Genomic DNA, 3,020 nt, shown 5'->3' on the forward strand with positions numbered 1-3,020 from the left:
CTCCTGGCGCGAGGGCGGGGTGAAGCCCTCGGGGAAGGCGCCGACGGGGATGCGCTGGCGGGTGATGCGCTCGATGTCGCGCAGGTACGCCTTCTCCTCGTCGTTGCAGAACGAGATCGCGAGCCCGTCGGCGCCGGCGCGCGCGGTGCGGCCGATGCGGTGGACGTAGCTCTCGGGCACGTTCGGCAGGTCGAAGTTGACGACGTGGCTCACCGCCTCGACGTCGATGCCGCGGGCGGCGATGTCGGTCGCCACCAGAACCCGGCACTGCCCGTCCTTGAAGGCGGCCAGCGCCCGCTCGCGCTGCGGCTGGGACTTGTTGCCGTGGATGGCGGAGGCCGCGATGCCGACCTTGTCGAGGCCGCGCACGACGCGGTCGGCGCCGTGCTTGGTCCGAGTGAAGACCAGCACGCGCTCGATCTTGGGATCGCGCAGGATGTGGGCGAGCAGCGCCTGCTTGGCGCCGGTATGGGCGAAGATCACCTGCTGCTCGACGCGCTCGGCGGTGGTGGCCACCGGCGTGACGGCGACCTGGACCGGGTCGCGCAGGTACTGGTCGGCGAGGCCGGCGATGTTCTTCGGCATGGTGGCCGAGAAGAACAGGCTCTGGCGCTTGGCCGGCAGCATCTTCACGATGCGCTTGAGCGCGTGGATGAAGCCGAGGTCGAGCATCTGGTCGGCCTCGTCGAGGACGAGGATCTCGACGCCCTCCAGCGTCAGCGAGCGGCGATCGACGAGGTCGATCAGCCGGCCCGGGGTGGCGACGAGGATGTCGACGCCCGGCGCCAGCGCCCGCTCCTGGCGGCCGATGGTGACGCCGCCGAACACGACGGTGTTGGTCAGCGGCAGGTGCTTCCCGTAGTCGGAGAAGCTCTCGGCGATCTGGTTGGCGAGCTCGCGGGTCGGCGAAAGCACCAGCACGCGGCAGCCGCGACGCGGCGCATGGCGCTTCTCGAGGCTGAGGCGGTGCAGGATCGGCAGCGCGAAGGCGGCGGTCTTGCCGGTGCCCGTCTGGGCGATGCCGCAGAGGTCGCGGCCTTCCATCGCCGGGCGGATCGCCTGCGACTGGATCGGGGTGGGGGTGTGGTAGCCGGCCTCTTCGAGCGCCTTCAGCACGGGCTGGGCGAGGCCGAAATCGGTGAACTGGGTCAAGGTATGACTTCTCAGGCAGCCGGATCGCGGATACGGGCCCGGCTCAAGTCGAGCGGCGCCGCGAAGTACCGTTGAGGTGCGATCCGTAGAGCAGGAGGCAGCCCGCGTGATGGGGCGGCCCGGGTGCATGCACGTTATGAAGAGAGGGGCCGGACATTCGGAGAGGCGCGATCCGCGCCGTCCCTCGTATCCGTCACGCAGCCCTCTCAAGCGGACCCATCTGTCGGCCGCTGACGCTGCCCGTTGGCTATGCGCCTTCGCAGTTGCGAAGTCAACGGCCGGTCAACCGTCGCGGCGATGCGGGATGGACGCCACGGCACGACCGGTGCAGCGTCCGCCCATGCGACCCCGCACACCGTCCCGAGTCGTCCCGCGATGGAGCGGATCAGCCCCATCGCGGGATCGCGGCGCAGCGCGCCTGCACGGCACCTGCGGATGATCACGCACCACACGGCGATCTACGTCGGCTCCCGCGGCTTCGCGGCGGCGATCAACCTCGGTTCGGTCGCGGTGTTCACGCGGCTCGCGCCGCCGGAGAGCTACGGCACCTACCTCTACATCCTGTCGTGGTCGCTGGTGCTCTACGGCGCCACCTGCCAGTGGCCGAAATTCGCGTTCTTCGCCCTCTACGACGAGGCGAGCGAGGGGGCGCAGGTCGGCACCGTCCTGCGCATCCTCCTGTGCACGCTGACGCTGGCGGGAGTCGGCAGCGCGCTCGCGGTGGCGCTTCACATCGTTTCCCCACGCATCGCCGCAGCCATCGTCGCGCTCGCCTTCGGCACCACCCTGTTCGAGGGCGCCACCGAGATCGCGCGCACCCGGCTCAAGGCCGTCGCGGTGGCGATGTCGGTGATCCTGCGCGGAATCCTCATGCTCGGCCTCGGCGGCGCGGTGCTGACGGTCTCGGGCGACGCCGTGCACCTTTCGCTGGCTGTGGCCGCCGCCTACGCGCTGTCGTCGATCCCGGCGGCGGCCACCGTCGTGCCGCTGATGCCGGGGCGCGGCAGCCGTGCGGAAGCCTTGCGCCTCATCGCCTACGGCTGGCCGCTGGTTCTGTCCTTCGGCATCGCGGCCTTGGCCCAGGTGGTCGACCGGCTGATCATCGTGAAGACCATCGGGCCGGAGCATCTCGGCGCCTACGGCGCGATCGCCGACTTCCTCAAGCAGAGCTTCGTCGTGTTCGGCGAGGCGCTCGCCCTGTCGCTGATCTCGATCGCCAAGCGCGAGGCGCGCGCCGGGGGGATGGCGGCGGCAACCGCGGTGCTGTGCGACGCCGCCCGCGCCATGGCGGTGGTCGCGGCCTTCGGGGCCGCGTTCTACCTCAACTTCGACGGGATCGTCGTCTCGATCCTGCTCGGGCCGGATTACCGCGACCAGGCGCGCGCGCTGGCGCCGGTGCTGATCCTGGCCAGCGTCCTGATGATGTTCCGCGCCTACTACTTCGGGCAGATCATCTACTTCACCGACTCGAGCCGGCTCGAAGCCGTCGCCTCCATCGCGACGCTGGCGACGGTGACCGTGCTCTCGCTGGCGCTGATCCCGCATCTCGGGGTCGCCGGGGCGGCGATCGCCTTCGCGGCTGGGCAGGCGGCGGCCTGCCTCGTGTTCGTCCTCGGGGCGAACCGGCGCGGGTCCGGCCTGCCGGCGATGCCGCTGCCGCTGGCCGACGTCGCCGGCATCGCTGCGATCGCGCTCGCGACGGGGCTGGTCCCGACGGCGTTGTCCTGGCTCCCGGGCGGGGAGGGCGCGCCGATCCAGATCCTGCGCTTCGTCGTCCTGACCCTCGGCTTCCTTGCGGCCGTGTGGCGCTACGACGTGGTCGGCGTCGCAGGCGTCGTCCGCCACCGCCTCGGCCGCGTCGCCGGATG

At 71.0% G+C, this 3,020-nt stretch carries 2 protein-coding genes; one reads left to right on the forward strand and one right to left on the reverse strand.

Going from position 1 to position 3,020, the window contains the following annotated elements; genetic code table 11:
- Nucleotides 1-1,152 (reverse strand): DEAD/DEAH box helicase (locus FV222_RS21685; RefSeq protein WP_147815613.1); only part of this gene is annotated, 1,152 nt, incomplete at its 3' end.
- Nucleotides 1,153-1,587: 435 nt separating this feature from the next.
- Here FV222_RS21685 and FV222_RS21690 point away from each other — a divergent pair.
- A partial coding sequence (locus tag FV222_RS21690; RefSeq protein ID WP_147815614.1) for a polysaccharide biosynthesis protein occupies nucleotides 1,588-3,020 on the forward strand: 1,433 nt, incomplete at its 3' end.

It is taken from the genome of Methylobacterium sp. WL103 (assembly GCF_008039885.1).
GTDB lineage: Bacteria > Pseudomonadota > Alphaproteobacteria > Rhizobiales > Beijerinckiaceae > Methylobacterium > Methylobacterium cerastii.